The organism is Bacillus sp. FJAT-45037 (genome assembly GCF_002797325.1).
Taxonomy (GTDB): Bacteria; Bacillota; Bacilli; order Bacillales; family Bacillaceae_D; genus Alkalihalophilus.
Genome location: NZ_KZ454938.1, coordinates 848,077 through 869,726 on the forward strand (window position 1 = coordinate 848,077; position 21,650 = coordinate 869,726).

24 protein-coding genes are annotated in these 21,650 nt (G+C 42.6%); 22 read left to right on the forward strand and 2 right to left on the reverse strand.

Annotation, left to right across the window (positions count from 1 at the left end):
• Positions 1–7 precede the first annotated feature (7 nt).
• Together CDZ88_RS04280 and CDZ88_RS04285 are read left to right on the forward strand one after the other, a co-directional pair.
• A complete protein-coding gene (locus tag CDZ88_RS04280) occupies positions 8–628 on the forward strand; it encodes an alpha/beta family hydrolase (protein WP_100372361.1) in 621 nt (206 codons plus the stop codon).
• Between the two features lie 78 nt (positions 629–706).
• Positions 707–1,363, forward strand: a complete 657-nt coding sequence (locus CDZ88_RS04285; RefSeq protein ID WP_100372362.1) for an HAD family hydrolase — start codon at positions 707–709, stop codon at positions 1,361–1,363.
• Positions 1,364–1,371: 8 nt separating this feature from the next.
• Here the strand turns inward: CDZ88_RS04285 and CDZ88_RS04290 are convergent, their stop codons facing one another.
• Positions 1,372–2,340, reverse strand: coding sequence for a DMT family transporter (locus tag CDZ88_RS04290; RefSeq protein ID WP_100372363.1), 969 nt, complete (start codon positions 2,338–2,340; stop codon positions 1,372–1,374).
• A 190-nt stretch (positions 2,341–2,530) separates the two neighbouring features.
• On the opposite strand from CDZ88_RS04290, the gene CDZ88_RS04295 reads away from it, so the two are divergent.
• The 3 genes from CDZ88_RS04295 to CDZ88_RS04305 all read left to right on the forward strand — a co-directional run bounded on the left by CDZ88_RS04295 (position 2,531) and on the right by CDZ88_RS04305 (position 3,606).
• Positions 2,531–2,998, forward strand: a complete 468-nt coding sequence (locus CDZ88_RS04295) for a GNAT family N-acetyltransferase (protein WP_100372364.1) — start codon at positions 2,531–2,533, stop codon at positions 2,996–2,998.
• 33 nt (positions 2,999–3,031) lie between these two features.
• A complete protein-coding gene (locus CDZ88_RS04300) occupies positions 3,032–3,271 on the forward strand; it encodes a hypothetical protein (protein WP_100372365.1) in 240 nt (79 codons plus the stop codon).
• A gap of 125 nt (positions 3,272–3,396) precedes the next feature.
• On the forward strand, positions 3,397–3,606 hold the full coding sequence (locus CDZ88_RS04305; RefSeq protein ID WP_100372366.1) for a hypothetical protein: 210 nt from the start codon (positions 3,397–3,399) through the stop codon (positions 3,604–3,606).
• Positions 3,607–3,651: 45 nt separating this feature from the next.
• Here the strand turns inward: CDZ88_RS04305 and CDZ88_RS04310 are convergent, their stop codons facing one another.
• Positions 3,652–4,590: a Na/Pi symporter gene (locus tag CDZ88_RS04310; RefSeq protein WP_100372367.1), complete on the reverse strand. Its 939-nt coding sequence runs from the start codon at positions 4,588–4,590 to the stop codon at positions 3,652–3,654.
• 217 nt (positions 4,591–4,807) lie between these two features.
• On the opposite strand from CDZ88_RS04310, the gene CDZ88_RS04315 reads away from it, so the two are divergent.
• The 17 genes from CDZ88_RS04315 to CDZ88_RS04400 all read left to right on the forward strand — a co-directional run bounded on the left by CDZ88_RS04315 (position 4,808) and on the right by CDZ88_RS04400 (position 21,620).
• Positions 4,808–6,043 (forward strand): acyl-CoA dehydrogenase family protein, encoded by a 1,236-nt coding sequence (locus CDZ88_RS04315; RefSeq protein ID WP_100372368.1) that lies wholly within the window; start codon positions 4,808–4,810, stop codon positions 6,041–6,043.
• A 3-nt stretch (positions 6,044–6,046) separates the two neighbouring features.
• A complete protein-coding gene (locus CDZ88_RS04320) occupies positions 6,047–7,690 on the forward strand; it encodes a long-chain-fatty-acid--CoA ligase (RefSeq protein ID WP_100372369.1) in 1,644 nt (547 codons plus the stop codon).
• Positions 7,691–7,770: 80 nt separating this feature from the next.
• Positions 7,771–8,544: an SDR family oxidoreductase gene (locus tag CDZ88_RS04325; protein ID WP_100374590.1), complete on the forward strand. Its 774-nt coding sequence runs from the start codon at positions 7,771–7,773 to the stop codon at positions 8,542–8,544.
• A 12-nt stretch (positions 8,545–8,556) separates the two neighbouring features.
• Positions 8,557–9,300: an SDR family NAD(P)-dependent oxidoreductase gene (locus tag CDZ88_RS04330; protein WP_100372370.1), complete on the forward strand. Its 744-nt coding sequence runs from the start codon at positions 8,557–8,559 to the stop codon at positions 9,298–9,300.
• Positions 9,301–9,429: 129 nt separating this feature from the next.
• Positions 9,430–9,993, forward strand: a complete 564-nt coding sequence (locus CDZ88_RS04335) for a TetR/AcrR family transcriptional regulator (protein WP_100372371.1) — start codon at positions 9,430–9,432, stop codon at positions 9,991–9,993.
• A 71-nt stretch (positions 9,994–10,064) separates the two neighbouring features.
• Positions 10,065–10,940 carry a 3-hydroxyacyl-CoA dehydrogenase family protein gene (locus tag CDZ88_RS04340; RefSeq protein ID WP_442857109.1) on the forward strand — a complete coding sequence of 292 codons (876 nt, stop codon included), beginning with the start codon at positions 10,065–10,067 and terminating at the stop codon, positions 10,938–10,940.
• A complete protein-coding gene (locus CDZ88_RS04345; RefSeq protein ID WP_100372373.1) occupies positions 10,940–11,719 on the forward strand; it encodes an enoyl-CoA hydratase in 780 nt (259 codons plus the stop codon). The genes CDZ88_RS04340 and CDZ88_RS04345 overlap by 1 nt, the downstream gene beginning before the upstream one ends.
• A 13-nt stretch (positions 11,720–11,732) precedes the next feature.
• A complete protein-coding gene (locus CDZ88_RS04350) occupies positions 11,733–12,791 on the forward strand; it encodes a phosphotransferase family protein (RefSeq protein WP_100372374.1) in 1,059 nt (352 codons plus the stop codon).
• Positions 12,792–12,820: 29 nt separating this feature from the next.
• Positions 12,821–13,576, forward strand: a complete 756-nt coding sequence (locus tag CDZ88_RS04355) for a 2-phosphosulfolactate phosphatase (protein ID WP_157796473.1) — start codon at positions 12,821–12,823, stop codon at positions 13,574–13,576.
• Positions 13,557–15,317, forward strand: coding sequence for an acyl-CoA dehydrogenase family protein (locus tag CDZ88_RS04360; protein WP_100372376.1), 1,761 nt, complete (start codon positions 13,557–13,559; stop codon positions 15,315–15,317). The genes CDZ88_RS04355 and CDZ88_RS04360 overlap by 20 nt, the downstream gene beginning before the upstream one ends.
• A 21-nt stretch (positions 15,318–15,338) precedes the next feature.
• Complete coding sequence (locus CDZ88_RS04365; protein WP_100372377.1) at positions 15,339–16,124, forward strand: SDR family NAD(P)-dependent oxidoreductase; 786 nt, start codon at positions 15,339–15,341, stop codon at positions 16,122–16,124.
• 16 nt (positions 16,125–16,140) lie between these two features.
• Positions 16,141–16,947, forward strand: coding sequence for an enoyl-CoA hydratase/isomerase family protein (locus tag CDZ88_RS04370; RefSeq protein ID WP_100372378.1), 807 nt, complete (start codon positions 16,141–16,143; stop codon positions 16,945–16,947).
• 14 nt (positions 16,948–16,961) lie between these two features.
• Entirely contained in the window at positions 16,962–17,945 is a 984-nt protein-coding gene (locus tag CDZ88_RS04375; RefSeq protein ID WP_100374591.1) for a quinone oxidoreductase family protein, read from the forward strand.
• Positions 17,946–18,303: 358 nt separating this feature from the next.
• Positions 18,304–19,167 carry a branched-chain amino acid ABC transporter permease gene (locus tag CDZ88_RS04385; protein ID WP_100372380.1) on the forward strand — a complete coding sequence of 288 codons (864 nt, stop codon included), beginning with the start codon at positions 18,304–18,306 and terminating at the stop codon, positions 19,165–19,167.
• Positions 19,168–19,170: 3 nt separating this feature from the next.
• Complete coding sequence (locus CDZ88_RS04390) at positions 19,171–20,172, forward strand: branched-chain amino acid ABC transporter permease (protein ID WP_100372381.1); 1,002 nt, start codon at positions 19,171–19,173, stop codon at positions 20,170–20,172.
• Positions 20,156–20,926 (forward strand): ABC transporter ATP-binding protein, encoded by a 771-nt coding sequence (locus tag CDZ88_RS04395; protein ID WP_100372382.1) that lies wholly within the window; start codon positions 20,156–20,158, stop codon positions 20,924–20,926. The genes CDZ88_RS04390 and CDZ88_RS04395 overlap by 17 nt, the downstream gene beginning before the upstream one ends.
• Positions 20,913–21,620, forward strand: a complete 708-nt coding sequence (locus tag CDZ88_RS04400; protein WP_100372383.1) for an ABC transporter ATP-binding protein — start codon at positions 20,913–20,915, stop codon at positions 21,618–21,620. The genes CDZ88_RS04395 and CDZ88_RS04400 overlap by 14 nt, the downstream gene beginning before the upstream one ends.
• The last annotated feature ends 30 nt before the right edge of the window (positions 21,621–21,650 follow it).

Genomic DNA, 21,650 nt, shown 5'->3' on the forward strand with positions numbered 1-21,650 from the left:
TATCGAGATGGAAGAAAAGTATGTCTGTGTTCAAGAGGCAATGTCTACACACCTTTTGAAACAAGAAGAAAAAACAAATAAGCTTGCGATTATGTTACCTGGGGCTGGCTATACAACAAAAGCGCCTTTATTGCATTTTTCTACAGGATTATTTTACAACGAAGGATATGATATTCTTCACGTGAACTACACATACAATCAAGAAGAGTTGGCTCAGTTAAAGGCTCAAGATTTTATAACGGGTGTGGAGCGAGCTGTTGAAGCAGAGTTAGATGGTCGTCACTATGATTCGGTTTACGTGGTGGCTAAGTCACTTGGTACGATTGCATTAAGTTCCATGGTACGTGATAAAAAATTCAGCAGTACGATGAAAGCCGTTTGGTTGACGCCACTCATTAATAAAGATGAAGTGTTTGATGCAATGATGAATAGTGTATATAAGAGTCTTTGTGTGATTGGAGACCAAGATCCATACTACTCCAAAAAGCGGATCGACGAACTAAAAAGCCATGACACAATGACTTGTAAAGTGATCCCAGGTGCCAATCACGGATTGCAGTTAGATCATGATGTGATGAAGTCTATCGATCTATTAAAAGAAGTGATGGAAGAGATTAAGAAGTTTTGAGGTTGTTGTAAAATGTAGAGAAGCGGTTCTTTTTTAACTTCGCAAAAGATATTTGCACATAGAATAGGAGAGATTAAAATGTCGAAATCATTCATTTTTGATATGGACGGAACATTATTTCAAACGGATAAAATTTTAGAAGCATCACTTGATGATGCGTTTAACAACTTACGGTCACTAAATAAATGGGTTGGAGAAACCCCGATTGATCAGTATCGTGAAATTATGGGCGTGCCCTTACCTAAAGTGTGGGAAACGTTGTTACCGAACCATTCAAGTGAAGTCAGAGAACGAATGGATGCTTATTTTCTAGAAAGGTTGATTGAGAATATTAAAATTGGAAAAGGGGCGCTGTACCCCAATGTGAAGGAAGTTTTTAGTTATTTAAAAGAAAATGATTGTTCCATCTACATAGCAAGTAATGGGTTAACCGACTATTTAGAGGCCATTGTGAGTCACTACACATTAGATCAATGGGTTACAGAAACATTTAGCATTCAACAGATTGAATCATTAAATAAATCAGATTTAGTTCAAAGAATCATTGAAAAATACGGGATTACTCATGCAGCAGTTGTAGGTGATCGTCTATCGGATATTCATGCAGCCAAAGATAATGGTTTACTATCAGTAGGGTGTAATTTTGATTTTGCACGAGAAGATGAACTCTCTCAAGCAGATATAGTCATTGATGATTTGAGTGAGCTCAAGGGGTTATTACACAATCATCTATAGCTTGATAGTTAACTAGCCTTCTTGAACTGCAGCTCACGACCAATTTTCCTCGTATACAAACTATATAAAAGCATCCCTCCAACAATCATTCCTAACCCGGTAACGGCTATTCCACTAGGTAAAGGAGTAGAAAGCAAGAGCACTTCTCCTGCCATTACAAATAACACTTGTGTCGATTGCGTTGCTTCAACCGCTGCTAAAGAGCCTTGATGATCTTTGGCGCGGTCGGTGGCAATGAAAAACAAGGTGGTGGCAATCACTCCCGAACATATGGCAACGGTAAATGTTTGCAGGAGCTCGTTTGGGGAGGGGGGACCTACATTCACATAGCCAAAGATCCCAATGATGACCCAAAAAGGTAGACTAGCAAGTGTCATTCCAAATACACGACCAAATGTATCGAGGCGCCCTCCGCATAGCTCCATCATCTTTCGGTTTCCAAGAGGGTAAGCAAAGGCAGCAATCGCTACAGGGACGACGCCCAATAAGATCACTCCAATCGACAATTGGCTCGCATGTTGCCATTGAATGAGGACGACACCAAGAAAAATAAGCATAGAAATCAACAACGCGCCAAGCGGGATTTTTTGACGGACAAGAATAGATTGGTCGCCTTGTTGCACCTTTTTATAGAACAAAGGCGTCAGTAAAACCCCGGCAACAATCGTCAGCTGCCATGTACCAGCTATTAGCCAGCCAGGTCCGTAAGCCGCGGCAAAGGTTAAGGGGGCGTAAAAGAGAACAAATCCAACAAAGCTCCACATCATCCAAGCTAGCGGCTGATGCCTAATTTCTCTCAACACTTGTAGAAGAGTGTTTCTGCTTACAACGATTAGCAACAAAAATGGAAACATAAACAGAAATCGCAAGGAAGAACTCCAATACCAACTCCCTCCAGCAAGATCCATTGACCGATTCAATATAAAGGTAACCGCAAAAAACATGGAAGCAACAATTCCGATCGCAATCTCTTTCATGACAAGCTCCCTTCAAAAACTTCAGGTGTCGTTTGTTATAGTTACCTTTTAGTATAGTATATGATACGAGAATTGATAATAAGAATAATTGCTCATGGAATTAATTAGGAATTTATGAGAATATTAGAAATATGTGAAACCTTAATCATTTATATTCGTACATGTAAAAATAGAAAGGGTGTAGAAGACTTTGTTGATTAGAGAGCTAGACCAGTTTGAACAGCCGCCAATCCAATTATTGTTACTAGCCGATCCCTCTGAATCGATGGTTCAAGGATATTTAGAGAAAGGACGGTGCTATGTTGCAGAAGAATCAGGTGAGGTTGTTGGGGTATATATCATTTGGCCGAAAAATAAACGTGTAATCGAATTAGTTAATATTTCTGTTGCAATAAGTGAACAGAAAAAAGGAGTAGGCAAATCATTAGTCAAACATGCGATCAATGAGGCCAAAAAAAGTCACTATAAATGGATTGAAGTAGGAACGGGAAATTCTAGCATTGACCAGTTAGCCTTTTATCAGAAGTGTGGATTTAGAATGGATCGAATTGAAAAAAACTTCTTTCTTACACATTACCAAGAAAGCATTATTGAAAACGACATTGTCTGTCGAGATAAAGTTATGCTATCTAAAAGCCTGGATCAGCATTGTAGCTAGGATTCGACTATAAGAATGGGGGAGGGTGATAAAATGAAACGTTTTTTTGTTTTCATCATAAGCTTTGCTTTTTTATATATGGTCATGGAAGTATCGGTAGGGTGGATGTTAACAGCTCAGTATACGCCTGATTTACACGCGGGAGAACCGTTTCCAAGTCAGGAAATTGAATTTGGACGTGTATCCGTGATTCCTATATTAATGACTTTTTTAATTGCGGCAATTGCTTACTTCCTTTCTCAAAAAATATCGATCACTCAACAAGATCATTAATCTAAAATGGTTGAAAAGTAAAGAATACATACTTAATTAATCCTTCACCTGTTCCTAAGTTGCCTGCTAACGGGAATAGTTCCTCCTACACCTGCGTATAGTGGTGGTAAAAAGGAGGCGTTCGCGTGGTACCACTCCTGCTTATGATAGGAATAGTGGCAATCATTATCTCTGGCATTTTGTTAGAGGATTGGATGGAGGGCCGACATGGTGATGGCCCATCGCAAGCTGAATCGAGCGAAGCTAAAGCGATGAGAAGGAAAGTAGGAATCTTCATAGGCTTAACCGGTTTACTCGCAATCGGTGTAAGTGCCGTCATACATTTCTTTTTGTAACCAAAAACAAAGTGACGAACTACGCCACTTTGTTTTTTTATTTAGTTAGTAGCTCTCTCTTTTAAGATGCATCCGCTCAATGCCTCTGGCAAACATTGTGGCAAAAGGCAGCAAGGCAATAGAACAAACGGTATTGAAGATCACACTCGTATGTGCAAGTTGCTGCATGGAGTCGTCGGTTAATGAGGTGGCAATTTGCACGAGGAAATCCATCATTGGTAAAAAGATGACCACTCCGATTAGGTTGAGCCAAATGTTGGCGAATGCGACGAGTTTTGCGTGTTTCCCAGCCCCGATTGTCGCAAGGAATGCTGTGATACAAGTCCCGATATTAGCTCCAAACATAATCGCAATCCCGGATTTAAGCGTTAAGAGATGGTCATTCATAAAGCCCATGGCAATCGCGGTAGTCGCTGTACTCGATTGAACAAGCCCTGTTAAAGATGCGCCGATGATCACTCCAACTAAAGTATGCTCATTCGTAAACTCAAACAATGTATGTACTGAAGGGAGAGTGGCGAGCGGGTAGGCAAGTGATTCAAGGCCATCCATCGCTATAAAAATACATGCTAAACCAAAGGTTGCACAGCCAATATGAAAGGATTTTTTATTGGGGATAAATAAAAAAATGAATCCAGAGATCAATAACGGGAAAATAAGATAAGACAAATCAAATGCAATAATTTCGGTCGTAATCGTTGTGCCTATATTTGCCCCTAAAATAATACCAATCGATTGGCGAAACGTGAGGACATTCGCTGCAACTAAACCAACAGTCATCACTAAAACAACCGAACTGCTTTGTAGAAGAGCCGTTGCTACAGTCCCAATGAGTAACCCTTTCCACGCCTTATCTGTAAAACGGTGAACATTCCGTTCGAAAAGTTTTCCTCCGAGTGGAAGCAAGCCCGCACGCATAATAATCATCCCAAACAAAAACAGAGCAATGAATACTGCAAATAATGAAAACAATTCTTTAAACATATGGATCACCTCTGTACCACTTTATGGACAAGGTAAATGAAAAATGACAAAAAAAAACAAATTTAATAATTGAATGTTCTGATAGTTTGTCGTATAGTTATAAGTGAAATCAACTCTTAAGAACAAATAAGTCGGTTCTAGCGAAGAGTTGTCTTTTTCCACTAGGAACATACTGACTAGTTAGTAAGTAATGTGTGAAAATGAGAGGGGTGTAGTGGTGAGCTTTTTTTATAGCGAAAAAGTTAAGCGTTTACAAAATGACCTCCATACGTTTATGGAGCGTTATGTGTACCCGAATGAACACTTGTATGAAAGTCAGTTAGATCAAGGGTCAGATCGTTTTGCAAGTGTGCCACCGATTATGGAAGAGTTGAAAGAGAAAGCCAGAGAACAAGGGTTATGGAATTTGTTTTTGCCTGATGCCAAAGAAGGTGCTGGGTTAACGAACTTAGAATATGCTCCGTTATGTGAGATTATGGGTCGATCATTTATCGCCCCAGAGATATTTAACTGCAATGCACCTGATACAGGGAACATGGAAGTGTTCGTCCGATATGGAACGAAAGAGCAGCAAGACAGATGGCTTAAGCCTTTGCTTGATGGGAAAATTCGTTCTGCCTTCGCGATGACAGAGCCTGATGTTGCTTCATCTGATGCGACAAATGTTGCAATCGACATCAAAAAAGATGGCGATGATTATGTGATTAATGGGCGAAAATGGTGGTCATCAGGTGCGGGGGATCCGAGATGTGAAGTATTAATCGTCATGGGGAAAACAAACCCGACGGCTGATAAGTATCATCAACAGTCGATGATCATTGTTCCGATGGCTACTCCTGGTGTGAATGTGAAACGATTGCTGCCCGTTTTCGGATACGATCATGCCCCGCATGGTCACGCAGAGATTGAATTTAACAATGTTCGTGTCTCTTCTAGCAACCTCTTACTTGGTGAAGGGAAGGGATTTGAAATTGCACAAGGTCGTCTAGGCCCCGGTCGAATTCACCACTGCATGCGGACGATTGGAGCGGCAGAACGAGCGTTAGAATTAATGTGTGAGCGAGCGACGAGTCGTTCTCCATTTGGCAAACCATTGGCGAAACAAGGTGTTGTTCAAGACTGGATCGCAACCTCACGAATCGAAATTGAACAAGCGCGTCTTCTCACTTTAAAGGCAGCAGCAATGATGGATACAGTCGGGAATAAAGTAGCGAAAAAAGAAATTGCGATGATCAAAGTCATTGCACCGCAAATGGCGCTTCGCGTAATTGACCGTGCGATCCAAACTTTTGGAGCGGCTGGTGTAAGCGAGGATGTCCCACTTGCTGCGATGTACGCCAACATTCGTACATTACGTATCGCTGATGGCCCAGATGAAGTGCATATCGCTTCTATTGCCAAACAAGAATTAAAACCGTACTTACAATCACCTATTACAGTTGGGGAGGAATAAGAAATGGAAAAACGTTGGTTATCATTATATGAGAACAATATTGAGGAGAAATCAGTGATTAAGGAACAAACACTGACAGACTTACTATATGAAACAACGGCTAAGCATGCAGAGAACACAGCGATTACTTTTTACGACAGAACATGGAGCTATGCTGAGTTAAAGCGATTGAGTGACGTGCTTGCCGGAAGACTGGCTCAAGATCAATTTGATAAAGGTGACAGACTAGCGATTATGCTGCCGAACTGCCCGCATTACCTCTTTTCGTTATTCGGGGCGTTCCGAGCAGGAGGTGTCGTTGTCCAAGTTAACCCAATGTACGTCGCACGTGAGCTAGAGTACATATTGAATGACTCAGGTGCGACTCATATTGTGATTCTACAAGACTTGTATCCTCTCTTTAAAGCTGTGAGAGAAAAGGTACCGACGAAAAAGGCGATTGTTGTTGCATTAAAGCCAGACCCAGAGCTAGAACTAGATGCAGGAGACGTCTTGTTTGATGACTACCTGAAGGAAACAACTCGACCAGCACCAGAGCTTGAAATGGACCCAGCAACGGACATAGCCGTTTTACAATATACGGGAGGAACGACGGGGGTCTCAAAAGGTGTGATGCTCACTCATTTGAACTTAGTGTCTAATGTGGAGCAGACGTATGACTTCATGTTTAGCGGCGAAATGGCGCCACCACCTAATGCCAAAGTCGTAAACGTGCTACCGTTGTTCCATATTTTCAGTTTAACGTGTTGTAACTTTACAACAATCCGTCATGGAGGAAATCAAATTCTGATTCCGCGCTTTGAAATGACAGAAGTGCTTGAAACGATCAAACGTGAGAAACCATTCCAATTTGGTGGAGTGCCTACGATGTATGTCGGCTTGAATCAAGTGGCTAAATACAAAGAATTTGGCTTAGATGAAGTGACAAGCTATGTCAGTGGTGGCTCGTCTTTACCGGTTGAAGCACTTGAGGCTTTTGAAGCGGGAACAGGCCGGCAGTTATGTGAAGGGTACGGGTTATCAGAAGCGGCACCGGTCACGCATTTCAACCCTTCCTTCCAAGAGCGTAAAGCAGGAAGTGTGGGCATTCCATTACCGAATACAGATGCCAAGGTCGTTGTAGAAACGGATACTGGGTGGAAAGAAGTTGAGGTAGGCGAAGTTGGAGAACTGATTATTAAAGGCCCTCAAGTGATGAAAGGCTACTGGCGCAAGGACGAAGAGACAAAACAAACGTTGCGTGATGGTTGGTTGTTTACAGGAGATCTTTCGAAGATGGATGATGAAGGCTATTTCTACATTGTTGATCGCAAGAAAGATATGATTTTAGCGAGTGGATTCAATGTCTACCCTCGTGAAATTGAAGAAGTTCTCTATCAACATGAGGCCGTGCAAGAGGTTATCGTGATCGGCGTACCGGATCCGTATCGCGGGGAAACGGTCAAAGCTTATATTACGCCTAAAGCTAACAGCATGATCACAAGCCAAGACATTATTGAATTTAGTCGTAAACAGTTAGCGGCCTATAAAGTTCCTACAGCTGTTGAGTTTCGCGAGGAGCTTCCAAAGTCAGCGGTCGGAAAGCTATTAAAGCGTAAATTACGTGATGAAGAAGTTGCGAAGGTGAAAGCAGAGCAATCCTCTTAAGTTAGCTGAGGTGGGAGGAATGGATGGTTCATTCCTTTTCCACCTTTCTCATTCATAGAAAACAGATTGGGGGAATTTCATTGAATGCGTTATCGTTATTTAGTTTAAAAGGGAAAACGGCCATCGTTACAGGTGGGGGTCGTGGTTTAGGAAGGCAGATGGCACATGCCTATGCTGATGCGGGGGCAAATCTTGTGTTATGTTCAAGAAAAAAAGAAGCGTGCCTTGAGGTTGTAGAAGAAGTAAAAAAGAAGGGTGTCGAAGCGATCGCTGTGCAGTGTGATGTGACGAAGCAAGACGATGTCAATCACGTGATCAAGCAGACCGTTGATACATTTGGCACGGTTGATATTTTAGTGAACAATAGTGGGGCAACATGGGGTGCGTTAGCAGAGGAGATGCCACTTGATGCTTGGAATAAAGTGATGAATGTGAATGTAACAGGGTCGTTTTTAATGGCGCAAGCAGCCGGGAAAGTGATGATTGAGCAGAAATCAGGCAAGATCATTAACATTGCCTCTGTTGCGGGACTCGGAGGGGCTGACCCGAGATTTATGAATACGATTGGCTACAACACAAGTAAAGGTGCCGTGATTACGTTAACAAAAGACTTAGCTGCCAAATGGGGAGCTCACGGAATTTGTGTGAACGCGATTGCTCCTGGATTCTTTCCGACGAAAATGTCAGAGGGGCTTCTTGCACAAAATGAATCCTTTATTATCGAGCGAACACCACTCGGTAGATTAGGTGGGGAGCATGATTTACAAGGGGCGGCATTGTTCTTAGCATCGGCAGCTTCTAATTATGTGACAGGTGATGTACTCGTTGTTGACGGTGGCATGCATGCAATGTAAGGAGGCGATCAGATGCAAAGAGTAGCATTAGTGACGGGGGCTACCGGAGGAATTGGGTTAGCAACGGTGAAGAAAATGATCGAAGCTGATATCGCCGTCGTTCTATCGGATGTTAATGAAGAAAAAGGAAACAGCATAACAAAAGAGTTAACAGCAAAAGGGGCTTCTGTCATATTTGTCCGTTGTGATGTCTCAAAGGAAGACGAGATGAAGCATGCGTGTGATGTTGCAGAAAAAACGTTTGGTCGCCTTGATATTCTTGTGAATAATGCAGGGATTGGCAACCGAGAAGCGAAGTTAACAGAACTAGAGTTATCAGAATGGCAAAAGGTCATCGATGTGAATTTGACAGGGGTCTATCTCGGCATGAAATACGCAATCCCGCTCATGAAAAAAAATGGTGGAGGAGCGATTGTTAATGTCTCAAGTCTTCTCGGCTTCAAAGGGAAGAAATATGTCGCGCCTTACAATGCATCTAAGGCTGGCGTCATTACATTGACTAAAAATGCAGCACTAGAGTTTGGAAAAGACTTGATCCGTGTCAATGCTGTGGCACCGGGTGTGATTGATACACCGATTGTCGATGGCTGGAGGGAACAAGAACAGAAGTGGAAGATCATGAGCTCCGCCAACGCACTACGGCGTGTCGGTCAACCAGAAGAAGTCGCAAACGCTATTCTTTTCTTAGCATCAAAAGAAGCCTCCTATATTACAGGAACAACGTTAATGGTTGATGGTGGTGGATTAACATACTAAATTAGAAACGCCACTCAAATAAGGTTGAATTGATCCAGATAGAATAAACGTATAGCATAATCTGACAAGATGTGAGCTGATGTGTGGTATACTATACGGATCAATTTAGATAGATAGTGAGGCGTAAACATGAAAGAGAAGATTATTAAAGTGAGCATTGGTTTATTCGGCAATAACGGATTTACCGAGACATCGATTCAAGATATTGTTGAGGCTCTTGGTGTAACGAAAGGGACATTCTATTATTATTTCAAAAGCAAAGAAGAACTCTTAATGGAAATTCATTTGAGGTATATCGAAGACCTTTTGCAAAGTCAGCGTGATATTCTTGAAAAGAAAAATGCAGCAAACGATCGCTTATTTGATATGGTGTATATGTTAATGAATCATATTGAAGGTCACGGACAAAGTGCGCGTGTATTCTTTCGGGAAATGCAACATTTAAATGAAGAACACTTGAAAGACATCTTTAAAAAGCGCGATACGTTCCGAAAGAATATGAGTCAAGTAATTGAAGGTGGCATAGAGACTGGAGAATTTCGTCAAGATCTAGATGTGAACATCGTAACCTTAGCGATTTTGGGTGCTGTGAACTGGAGTTATCACTGGTTTGATCCAACGGGTCCACTTGATGAAAAAGCTATCTCTTCAATCTATATCGATTTAATGCTCAATGGCTTGAAAAACGCGTAATAGTCCTGTTGAATAGGGCTATTCTTAAATAAAACATACTAACTAGTTAGTATAAGGAGATGGATACAATGATGAGTATTAGACAAGTAACCGTAATTGGAGCAGGGTCAATGGGACATCAGATTGCGATGTTATCCGCACTAGCAGGCTATGAAACGTATTTACAAGATATTGAGCAATCTTCTCTTGACCGAGCAAAAGAGAGCTTAAACTTCCAAATGGGAAAGTGGGTCACAAAAGGGAAGATCGATCAAAACAGTCTAGATCAAGCGTTTGCACGTCTACATGTGACAACGGACTTGAAAGAAGCCGTTAGAGAAACCGACTTTGTGATTGAAGCAATTGTTGAAAAACTTGACGTAAAAAGGGAACTTTTCGCTAAGCTCGATGAATTCGCACCAGAGCATGCGATTCTCACAACGAACTCATCAACGATTGTCAATTCGAAAATTGCTGATGCAACGAATCGACCGGAAAAAATTTGTAACATGCACTTTTTCTTTCCCCCGCTTGTAATGGACTGCGTCGAAGTAGTTAAAAGTGAGCAAACATCGGTTCAAACCGCTGAAATTGCGATGGCTGTCAGCGAAAAGATGAACCGAACAGCAGTCTTATTGCATAAAGAGATTTCAGGATTTATCGCCAACCGTATTTTAGGCGCGTTAACAACAGAGGCCGTGAAGTTATATGAAGAGGGCTATGCGAGTTTTGAAGATATTGATCTCATTTGCACAAAGGCCTTAAATCATCCAATTGGCCCATTTGCCCTAATGGACCTATCCGGAATTGATGTCGCCTACTTTGTTCACCAACAACGTTTTGCTGAATCAGAAGACCCTGCAGACCTTCCACCAGCTTGCATTGAAGAGAAAGTGAAAGCCGGGGAACTTGGAAGAAAAACAGGTAAGGGTTGGTACGACTATCCAAAACAAGGAGTGAAAAATTAATGAGTGCTAAAGTTGAATTGCAAAAAGAGAACGGGGTAGCAGTTGTTACGATTAATAACCCGCCGTTAAATGTGATGGATAAAGAAGTCATTATGAGTCTTCGCAGCATCTTTGTTGAACTTGAAGAAGACCGCGAGACGGTATGCATCATTTTAACAAGTGCAGGCGAAGATGCGTTTATGGCGGGTGCAGACATTAAAGAGTTCCCAGGGTTAATGGTTCATCCGAATATGAAAGAGCCAGTAATGGAAACTCATGCCTTTTTAAATCAAATTGACTTTTGTGGAAAGCCAACCATTGCTGTGTTGAACGGCCTAACATTCGGTGGTGGTTGTGAACTAGCTTTAACATGTGACATCCGCATTGCTGAAGAGCATACACAAATTGGGCTACCAGAGATCAAGCTTGGATTGTTTCCTGGCGGTGGAGGCACCCAGCGTTTGCCTCGATTAATTGGTGAAGCCAAAGCGAAAGAGATGATGTACACAGGCGATCCGATTGACGCAAACACAGCTCTTGCGATTGGCTTGGTCAATCATGTGACGGAAAAAGGAGCGGGATTAGACAAAGCTATGGAGCTTGCCAAACGAATAAGCCGTCACTCTCTCCCAGCTCTTAAGTGCATTAAAGAAGCAGTCGATGAAGGATTAGATATGAGCTTCCCGGCAGCAATTGAACATGAAGCTGATCTGTTTACAAAAGTGTTTCAAACCGAAGACATTAAAGAAGGTGTGACGGCGTTTATTGAAAAGCGTAAACCTGTGTTTAAGCACCGTTAAGGAGGTTGCGACCGTGGAGCAGACAAAAGCTGTGCGAAGAGGGGAAGAACTTGAGAAGGATCAATTGCTTACCTACTTAAAAAACCATATTGAAGGTCTACCGAGTGAGGAGCTTGTGGTTGAGCAATTTCAAGCAGGGCATTCAAACTTGACTTACTTACTAAAAGTTGGAGAGTGGGAGACGGTGTTACGACGCCCACCACTGGGCCCCGTCGCTCCTCGTGCTCATGACATGGCAAGAGAGTCAACGGTTATGGCAACACTCGCGCCCCATCTGTCGATCATCCCAAAGCCAATTCATTTTTGTTCAGACCAAGATGTGATCGGCGCACCGTTCTTTTTAATGGAACGAAAAAAAGGGATCGTTCTTGATACTGATTTTCCGAAAGGGCTCGAGCCTACTGCAGATTTGGCTCGAACGATCTCAGAACAGCTGGTTGATCGATTAGTAGATCTGCATTCCATTAACTACAAAGAGACGAAGCTAGTTGAATTAACGAAGCCAGAAGGTTTTTTAGAAAGACAGGTGCATAGTTGGATCAAGCGCTACGATCAGGCAAAAACCGAAGATCATGAAGGACTTATCGAATTGACGGATTATTTAATGAAGAACATTCCGAAATCAACTGATGCGACGGTTATTCATTACGATTACAAATTAAACAATGCGATGTTTTCAGCAGATGGACAAAAGATGGTCGGATTATTTGATTGGGAAATGGCGACAGTGGGGGATCCGCTCTGTGATGTAGGAGTTGCGCTTAGCTATTGGATTGAGCCGAGTGACCCAATCTTATTGAAGCGAGGGTTCGGAAAACCGCCAGTTACCGTCCAAGAAGGCTTTTATACGAGACGTGAATTCGTTGAACAATACGCCAGAAAAAGTGGGCGAGACTTGAGTGACATTAACTACTATTTAACTTTTGCTTATTTCAAATTGGCTGTGATTGCTCAACAAATTTATTATCGCTATGAAAAAGGGCAAACAAAGGACCCGCGCTTTGCTAGATTTAACGAAACGGTTGCAGCGCTCATCACCCACGGCCGAACAACATCAACGAACGAACGATAGATTATGTTTGCTAGAAGGGTGTGAGTCGGGTGACACATGTTCATGTGTTATTAAAAAAAGAAGAAATAGAGCCAGAAAAGCTAGTGGGGTCGATCGTGATTGTTTTAGATGTTTTGCTTGCAACGACGACAATTAGTTATGCCTTTGCATACGGAGCAAAAGAGGTCATTCCTGTTTCATGCGAGAAGGATGCACTCCATCTTTCAACGTATTATCACCCAGATGAATTTGTACTAGTCGGCGAGCACGAAGGTAGAGTGATTGATGGGTTTCTTTCGCCGAGCCCATCACTCCTTAAGCCTTATGTACGAGATAAGGTCGTTATATTAGCGACAACAAATGGAACAGTAGCCCTTAATCGCTCAGAACAAGCAGATGCTGTCTATCCTGCTTGTTTACGAAATGGAGAAGCGGTCATAGATGACGTGTTGAGTCGGTTAAAACGAGGTCAAAACATTGTGATTGTATGCGCAGGATCATCTGGACAATTTTGTTTGGAGGACTTTTACGGAGCTGGCTATTTATTGAGGCTTCTCAGATCGGGTCTTAGCAGTCTATCGCTCAATGATGCTGGAATTGCTGCTCAACTGCATTTTTTAGCCGAACAAAACAATGGATATGATCTATTAGCGCAATCAGCCGTCGGAAAATTCCTTTTAGAGTATAGCTCTGAAGAAGAGGTACGAGGCGTGGCTGAATTAGGAGTCGACCCGACTGTGCTAATTTATCAGAATAAAAAGATAACAAAGAAGGGAGCGACCAGAAGTGGAACAAACCAAACGTGAAATCAAAGGTGGTCATTTTCTCGTTCAAGGCGTTGAGACAAAGGATGTATTTACACCAGAGGATTTAAATGATGAACAGAAAATGATCGCACAAACAGCGAGGCAGTTTATTGAACGAGAAGTAGCTTCTAAACGTGAGGCGATTGAAGATCAAGATTTCGATGTCATTGTCGGTCTTTTAAAGAAAGCAGGGTCACTTGGATTACTAGCACATAGTATCCCTGAAGCCTACGGAGGACTTGGTTTAGACAAGGTTAGTAAAGGGATTGTCGGTGAAGAAATTGGTGCGTCAAGTGGCTATGGTGTCGCACATTCAAATCACACATGCATTGCGACTTTACCGATTACTTATTTCGGAAATGTCGAGCAGAAAAACACATACTTACCGAAGCTTGCCTCTGGTGAATACTTAGGTGCGTATTGTTTAACTGAGCCGTCCTCTGGATCAGACGCGCTTGCGGCGAAAACAACAGCCATATTAAATGAAGCAAAAACACATTATCTACTAAACGGAACAAAGCTCTATATTACGAATGCCGTATTTTCAGATACGTTCATCGTTTACGCGAAAGTCGATGGAACGCAATTTACAGCCTTTATTGTTGAGAAAGATTTTAAAGGCTTATCCCTAGGTCCTGAGGAACAAAAAATGGGCATTAAAGGGTCATCGACAAGAAGTGTCATTTTGGAAGATTGTGAAGTGCCTGTTGCCAATGTCCTTGGTGAAGTTGGCAAGGGGCATGTCATTGCCTTTAATGTCTTAAACTTAGGACGGTTTAATCTAGGATCAGCTTGCATGGGAGCATCAAAAGAAGCGCTTCGTCTAGCGATTCAACATACGAATGAGCGAAAGCAATTCAAAAAGCGAATTAGTGAATTCGGCATAACGAAAGAGAAAGTCGCATTGATGGCGGCGCGAATCTTTGCTGCAGAATCTCTCCAGTACCGCACGGCTGAATTAATTGAAGGTGCGCTAGGCGATCTGGACGATACACACACAACGAGCGAAATAGGTAAACGAATGATGGAGTACGCATTAGAGTGTGCGATTTGTAAAGTGTATGGCTCTGAAACACTTGATTATGTGGTCGATGAGTCTCTTCAATTGCACGGAGGAGCTGGGTTCATTAAAGAATACCCGATTGAGCAGATGTATCGAGATTCTCGAATCAATCGAATTTTTGAAGGGACAAATGAAATCAATCGCTTGCTCGTACCAGGACTCTTCTTAAAGAAAGGCGTTAAAGGGGAATTACCTGTTCAAGATGCGATTAAAGAAGCTATTAATCAATTAAAAACGGGTCAAGTAACTAGTTATTCAGGAAGTATGGCGCGAGAGCGAGCAGCTATTGAGAGCATCCGTACAGCCTTTTTAGCCTTAACTGGGTTGGCGTTTGAACAGTTTGGTCCAGACCTTGAAGCAGAACAAGAAGTATTAATTAAACTAGCGGATATAGGGATTGAGCTATATGCTTCTGAATCTGCTGTTATGCGAGCTTACAAGAGTGGCGATTCGTTGCAAGAGCAATTGGCGACAACGGCCTCTGAATCCTCATTCAATCGTGTGAAGGTTGTGACAGAGGAACTTTTAGCAGGATTCCCAGATACTGAACAAGTACAGGGGCTCCGTTCCTTGATCGGTCGCGCGTTTACTAAGCTGACGTTCTCTGGTCGAATTGATCGGAATCGAGCGATTGCTGGTGTAGTAAATGAGAATGGCCGCTACGTTCGTCTAGCGTAATACAGTCTATGAATCTATTTGATGACAAAGGGTGTGAATTTCGTGGGTCGTTTTCAAGATAAAATCGTACTGATCTCTGGTGCAGGGAGTGGGATTGGTCAAGCAACAGCTAGCCAGCTTGCCTCAGAAGGAGCGACGTTAATTCTCGTAGGTCGTAGAAGAGAAAAGTTAGAAGCGGTAGCGAATGAAATCCATAGTCAGACCAATCGAGATTGTGCCTACGTCTATGCGGCCGATGTCACGGTCGAAGAAGAAGTAGAATTATTGGCTAACTATGTAGAAAGTAATTTTGAAAAACTCGATGTGTTAATTAATAATGCAGGTACTTCTTCTGGTGGGCCAATTCTTTCCTTAGAAAAAGACGAGTGGGACCGTGTTCAGACGACGAATGTGACGAGTGTGTACTTAATGTCTAAATTTTTAGGTGCGCTAATGAGAAATCAAGATGGCACAAGTAAGGCGATTGTCAATGTCGCTTCCTTGTCTGGTCATAAAGCGGGTGCGAAAATTCCAAGCTATAGCACAGCAAAAGCGGCAGTGATTCATTTAACGAAATCTTTAGCGGGTGAATTAGCTCCTTATCAGGTGCGGGTCAATTCTGTGTCCCCAGGCTTTATTGAAACCCCGATGACTGAAAAAGGATTGAAAAACCCTGCATTTTCTCAGTCGATTGAGCGACATACGTTGCTCGGTCGAGTCGGTAGACCTGATGAAGTAGCGAAAACGATCGCTTTTATCGCCTCAGACGATGCTAGTTATATGACAGGGACGGATTTATTAATAGATGGTGGTTGGTTAACCGTTTAAAAGAGGAGATGAGCATATGAGTGTAGAAAGTAAAGAGACAACAGAAGCAACGAAAGACTTGCTCGTAACGACTGAAGATGGAGTCATGCAGTTAGTGTTGAATCGACCAGATGCCTTAAATGCCTTTAGTCCAGCAATGATTAACGGATTGAAACAATCATTGAAACAAGCGCAATCAGATGAGGCGATTAAAGTCATCGTCCTACGCGGAGCCGGTCGCGCTTTTAGTGCAGGCGGCGATGTGAAGACGATGGGAGAAGCGACGCCTGTTGATGTGTATGATCATATCGGAGAGCTCAATCAATTAATTGAACAAATGCGAAGCGTAGAAAAACCAATTATTGCTGCTGTGCATGGTTTTGCTGCTGGGGCAGGGTTTAACTTGGCGCTTGCTTGTGATTTGATTGTCGCAGCTGAAGATACGTCATTTATTCTCAGTTTTGCTCAAGTTGGTCTTGTCTCAGATGGCGGAGGGCATTATTTCCTCCCAAAATCTCTGACACCATATCAAGCGAAAGAGCTTTTATTTAGTGCCGAACCACTCGATGCGAGAACCGCACAATCGTGGGGGCTAGTCAATAAGGTGTTTCCACTTGATCAAATGGAAAAGAAAGTAAGCGAGTATGCCTATTCCTTTACCTTACGTCCAACCAAAGCATTAGGTTTAATGAAGAGGCTAACCAATGCCGCAGATACAAATTCCTTACCTGAAATACTAGAAGCAGAGCGAGCAACACAAGCGATGATGATAACAACGAAGGATCATCAAGAGGGTGTATTAGCCTTCAAAGAAAAACGTAAACCTAATTTTAAAGGAAACTAAGGAGGAAATCGATGATGAAAGCGATACAGTTTAAGCAATACGGCGGACCTGAGGTATTACAGTTAATTGATTTAGAACGTCCAAAGCCAGAGGAAAAAGAAGTAACGATTAAAATAGAAGCAATCGGTGTAAACTTTGCGGATACAGCAAGAAGACAAGGACAATATGTAGTTCCTACTCCATTGCCATTCGTGCCTGGTGCAGAGGTGGCGGGTGTGGTTGATGAAGTAGGAAGTGACGTTTCAAGCGTAAAAGTTGGCGATCGTGTTGTGACACTTCTTGGCACGAAAAAAGCGACAGGGTATGCCGAGTATTCGATTGCTGATGAACGTGGATTAATGCCAATCCCAGAAGGTGTGAGCTTTGAGCAAGCCGTGGCTCTACCTCTTCAAGGCTTGAGTGCGTACCATATTTTGAAAACAATGGGTCAGCTAGAAAGTGGCGAGACGGTCCTCGTTCATGCAGCGGCAGGTGGTGTCGGAACGATTGCGGTTCAATTAGCGAAACTAATGGGAGCAGGGAAGGTCATAGCTACAGCTAGCTCAAAAGAAAAGCTCGCCTTAGCAAGTGAACTTGGAGCAGACGTGTTAATTAATTACACGGAAGAAAATTGGTATGAGCAAGTGCTTGAGGCGACAGACGGTAGAGGAGTTCATGTTGCGCTTGAAATGGCAGGTGGACGTGTATTTACTGATACATTAAAATGCCTTGCTACATTCGGTCGACTTGTCGTATACGGCGTGGCAAGCGGCGAGCAAAGTCCATTCAACCCATCGTCGTTAATGGCACGTAATCAATCAGTGATCGGGTTTTTCCTTCCACAAATTATGCGTAAGCCTGCGCTCTTACAATCGAGCATGCGCGAGTTGTTGCAATACGTTGGAACTGGTCAGTTGAAGTTGCAAATTGGTGGAACGTATCCACTTGCACAAGCTGCCGAAGTTCATAGCTTGATGCAAGGAAGAAAGACAACAGGGAAGCTCATCTTGAAACCATAACACCTTAGACAAGAGGTTGGGACAAAAAGAAATGTTTAACTGAGAATCTGAAGCATGCACATTCATAGCGGATGAAATATACGTAGACTCCTGCGGGATGAAAAGCATCAGTGAGACCCCACAGTGCGAAGCACGAGGAGGCTCACCAGCTTCCCGCGGAAAGCGCAGTATATTTCAGGAGCGGCATATCTGCACCGCCTATTATTTGTTCGGAGACTCTTTAGTTAAATCACTTCTAGACCAGCCTCTTTTATTTTATCCTTTCTTTCTTGGTCATAGTTCTTTTGATACGAGCATAAATCACATATATGAATACTAACTAGTTAGTATACAAAGTTGGGTCAAAGGGGGAGAAAATGTGGATCTCTTTTTTCAACAGATCTTAAACGGGCTTACTATTGGAAGCGTTTACAGTCTTGTGGCTCTGGGTCTGACATTGGTTTTTGGAATCTTGCATGTACCTAATTTTGCGCATGGAGCTCTATACATGGTTGGCGCTTATGTTGCGCTAACGGTCATGACAGCATTAGGTGTGCATTACTGGATAGGTCTACTCATCGCTGTATTAATTGTGGCTGCCCTTTCGGTGGTCATGGAGCGATTGGTCTTTAGTCGATTAGATGGCAAAGACCCTCTGCCAATAATGATCGCCTCAATTGGGATGTTGTTCTTTTTGGAATCATTCGCACAATTCATGTGGGGAAGTCAATACCAACGGATGGTGACGCCATATGGCGAGACGATACAAGTGTTTGGATTAACCGTGACGATGCAACGATTGTTGGTCATCGTTGCAGCTGTGGCCCTCATGCTCTTATTGCATTTGTTTTTAACAAAAACAATGACTGGAGCTGCCATTATTGCGATGTCACAAAGTAAGAACGGTGCGTTTTTGGTTGGAATTAATGCAACGCGGGTGTCGATGATGACCTTTGCTATTGCTGGTGGACTCGCTGCGGCGGCCGCAACACTTGCAGCACCTATTAATCTCGTTTTCCCAAGTATGGGGAATTTAGTGATCATGAAAGCCTTCGTGATTATTATCATTGGGGGCATGGGGAGTATTCCTGGGGCAATCATTGGTGGATATATATTAGGCATGGCGGAAAGTCTTGGGGCAACGTATATCTCCTCTGATTACAAAGATTTAATTGCCTTTGTTTTACTCGTTTTAATCTTAACGATCAAGCCGAATGGATTATTTGCAAAGGGGGTCAAATAAAGGATGAAGCTATCGCGTAAATCATACTTTCTTCTAGCCTTATTACTTGCCGTGATCGTCTTTCCGATATTGATCCCAAATCAATATTACATGCAAATTCTCATTCTAGTCTTCATATGGTCGATTGCTGTATACGGGTTAAATACGATCACTGGATTGACTGGGCAGCTCTCGCTCGCTCACGCTGGATTTTTTGCAATCGGTGCTTATGGTCTAGGGCTTCTAACAATTAAAGCTGGCGTTCCGTTCTGGTTAGCTTTTGTTTTAGCGATCCTAATTACGGTGATCATTAGCTTCTTTATCGGTCTCGTAGCGCTAAGGACAAAATCTCATTTCTTTGCGATTTATACGATGTCTGTTGGTTTCTTGATTTATTTAATCATCTATAAATCTGATCTCACTGGAGGGGTGAGGGGGTTAATCGGAATCCCTAATCCAGCACCGATTGGGCCGATTACATTTGAATCGATCCTTTCTTATTATTATCTAATGCTGTTTTTCTTGTTGCTTACGATCTTCTTTATGTATCGCTTAACGAAATCGTTATTAGGCAAGACCTTTGTAGCGATCCGTAATAGTGAGGAGCTTGCTGAAACATTGGGTATTGCTGTGATGAAAAACAAATTATTAGCCTTTGTGATCTCAGCAGGACTCGCATCACTCGCGGGTGCTTTGTATGCATCCTATGTACGCTTTATTGGTCCGCAAATGGCCGATATTCACGTCGCCTTTGAAATCTTGCTTTACTTGCTTGTCGGAGGGATCGGTACATTGGCTGGACCTATTATTGGGACATTCATCGTCATTCTCCTAACACAGATGCTCCAATTTTTAGAGGAATTTAGAATGCTTGTGTTTGGTCCGATTGTTGTCTTGTTAATCTTGTTTTATCCAAGAGGAATCGTTGGTGGGTACCTAATGCTAAAAGCAAAACGAGCAAAGAAAAAACAGATGCTCGAACATCAACAAACGCAAGGAGGGAAGACGGATGCTTTTAACGATTGATCGTTTAACAAAAAGGTTTGGTGGGCTCTCTGCCGTACAAGATGTGACAGCACAAGTTCAAGAGGGCAAAATTACAGCGATTATTGGACCGAATGGTGCTGGGAAATCAACTTTCTTCAATCTGATTAGTGGATTTCATCAACCGACATCAGGTCAGATTCAATTTTCGGGTCAGGACATTACGACGATGAAAGCAAATCATGTCGCCCGGTTGGGAATTGGGAGGACGTTTCAAACAACACATTTATTTGAGCAGTCTACGGTGCTAGATAATGTATTGATCGGACATCGACTTCGGACAAAATCAGGTTTTTTTGATGCCGTATTCCGAACGAAACGAGAGAAACGGGAGGAAAGGCAATGTCACGAAAAAGCCGAAGAGGCACTTGAATTTGTCGGGTTATCATCGATTGCTTATGAATCTGTTGCTTCGATCACACAAGAACAACAAAAACGTGTCGCCTTTGCGTTAGCACTTGCTACGGACCCAAAACTCGTTTTGCTTGATGAACCAGCAGCGGGGGTGAATCCAGATGAAACAGAAGGATTAGCAGACTTAATGAGAAAGATGGTAAAACACGGGAAAACGGTCTGTCTGATTGAGCATAAGATGCCGATGGTGATGTCATTAGCCGATCATGTCATTGTCTTAAATCATGGTGAATTAATTGCTGAAGGAACACCAAGAGAAATCCAAGAAAATGAACGAGTCATTGAGGCGTATTTAGGAGGAGGTAGCCATGTTAGTGCTTAACGACTTGACGGTATCACATGGTCCCCAAGTGGTGCTAGAGCAAATTGATCTCACCATTGAAGAAGGTGAATTAGTCGTTCTCTTAGGGGCGAACGGAGCAGGGAAGAGTACGTTGTTCCATGCGATTAGTGGTCTATTAAAACCGACAAGTGGCGAGTTGCTGTTTAAAGGGAAATCTCTACAAAAATTATCAGCGAGTCAAATTGTTCGAGAGGGGGTGGTTCAATGTGCGGAAGGGCGAATGCTATTTGCTCAAATGACTGTCCATGACAATCTAAAAATGGGGGCTTTTTCCTATAAAAAAAACAAAGCAGAGATCACGAGTCAACTAGATTATGTGTACAAATTGTTCCCAGATTTAATGAAAAAGAAACAAGCTCCTGCTGGTAGTTTAAGTGGAGGGCAACAACAGATGGTCGCAATCGGGCGAGCCTTGATGGCAAAGCCAAAACTTTTATTGCTAGATGAACCGTCGTTGGGTTTGGCACCGCTAATTGTGGAACAAATGTTTTCTATCATAAAGGAAGTTAATAAGGGCGGGGTGACCGTCTTACTTGCCGAACAAAATGCTTATGCGGCCTTGTCGATCTCATCTCGTGGGTATGTCCTTGAAAATGGGCGCCTAAAAGTAGAAGGAACAAAAGAGGAATTGTTGGGGAATGAAGAAATTCGTAAAGCGTATATTGGCGCTTAGAATTTCGATAGATTACAAATACAGGGGGAA